At 48.3% G+C, this 1,202-nt stretch carries 2 protein-coding genes; both read left to right on the top strand.

Translation table 11 applies throughout. The features are described from left to right. Nucleotides 1-494: cell division protein FtsQ/DivIB (locus A3738_RS06755; protein ID WP_197473655.1), on the top strand; the 494-nt coding region annotated here is incomplete at its 5' end. Nucleotides 495-520: 26 nt separating this feature from the next. Then, nucleotides 521-1,202 (top strand): cell division protein FtsA (gene ftsA / locus A3738_RS06750; protein ID WP_068763456.1); only part of this gene is annotated, 682 nt, incomplete at its 3' end.

The following is a 1,202-nucleotide window of genomic DNA, read 5'->3' as shown; positions in this document are numbered from 1 at the left end:
TTCATCGTAAATGGCCAAGTGCGGTTGGTGTGCAAATTCAAGAGCAAATTGCCGTGGCTAACTGGGGGCATGAGTCTTACTTAAATAGCAAAGGGGAAGTGTTTACTCCCTCAACAACTGAGCGAGCTGATGGCCGTCCATTATTTAATGGTCCTGAATCGGCAAGCTTAAGAACACGAACAGAAATGCTTACTTACATGGCCGACATTGAAAGCAAGTTAATGGCGTGGGGGCTTAGTGCTGACCAGTTAGTGTTGAATGAGCGTGGCGCATGGAGCTTAGGGTTGGCGAACGGTCCGGTGATTGAGCTTGGTACCGATACAACAGAGAACCGCCTTGAGCGAGCGTTAAAGGTTTATCAAGGCTTGCAAGTGGATGCGCAGGCAGCGGTAGAAAGATTAGATGCACGATACACCAACGGTGTTTCTGTGCGCTGGAAAGAATTGGAAGTCGCATCAGGTTATCAATACAGCGGTAACCCAGTGCACCAATAAAATATAACGAACTGTGGGATAAAGAAATGGCAAGCAACTTCGATGACAGCTTGACCGTAGGGTTAGACATCGGCACTTCGAAGGTCGTCGCGATCGTGGGTAAGCGTGGCGAAGACGGGAGTGTTGAGATCGTGGGTATTGGATCTCATCCTTCGCGTGGCCTTAAACGTGGTGTAGTCGTAAACATTGAAACGACAGTGAATGCCATTCAGAGAGCAGTAGAAGAAGCAGAATTAATGGCAGGTTGTAATATTCATTCTGTCTACGCTGGCATTGCGGGGAGTCATATTAAGAGTCTGAATTCACATGGCATTGTCGCTGTGAAAGACCGGGAAGTGGTGCAGGCGGATATCGATCGCGTGATCGACGCAGCACAAGCCGTAGCGATTCCTGCAGATCAAAAAGTGTTGCACATATTGCCACAAGAATACGTTATCGATAGCCAAGAGGGCATCAAAGAGCCGCTTGGAATGTCGGGGGTGCGTTTAGAAGCAAAAGTGCATCTTGTTACATGTGCAGTGAATGCCTCACAGAACATTGAGAAGTGTGTTCAGCAGTGCGACCTAGATGTCGATGACATTATTCTTGAGCAATTGGCGTCCGCCTATGCAGTGTTAACGGATGATGAAAAAGAGCTAGGCGTTTGTGTTGTAGATATCGGCGGAGGTACGACCGATATGGCGATATTCACGGGTGGTTCGATTCGCC

This window comes from Oleiphilus sp. HI0066 (assembly GCF_001635725.1).
This window is presented reverse-complemented; position numbering and strand designations above follow the sequence as displayed.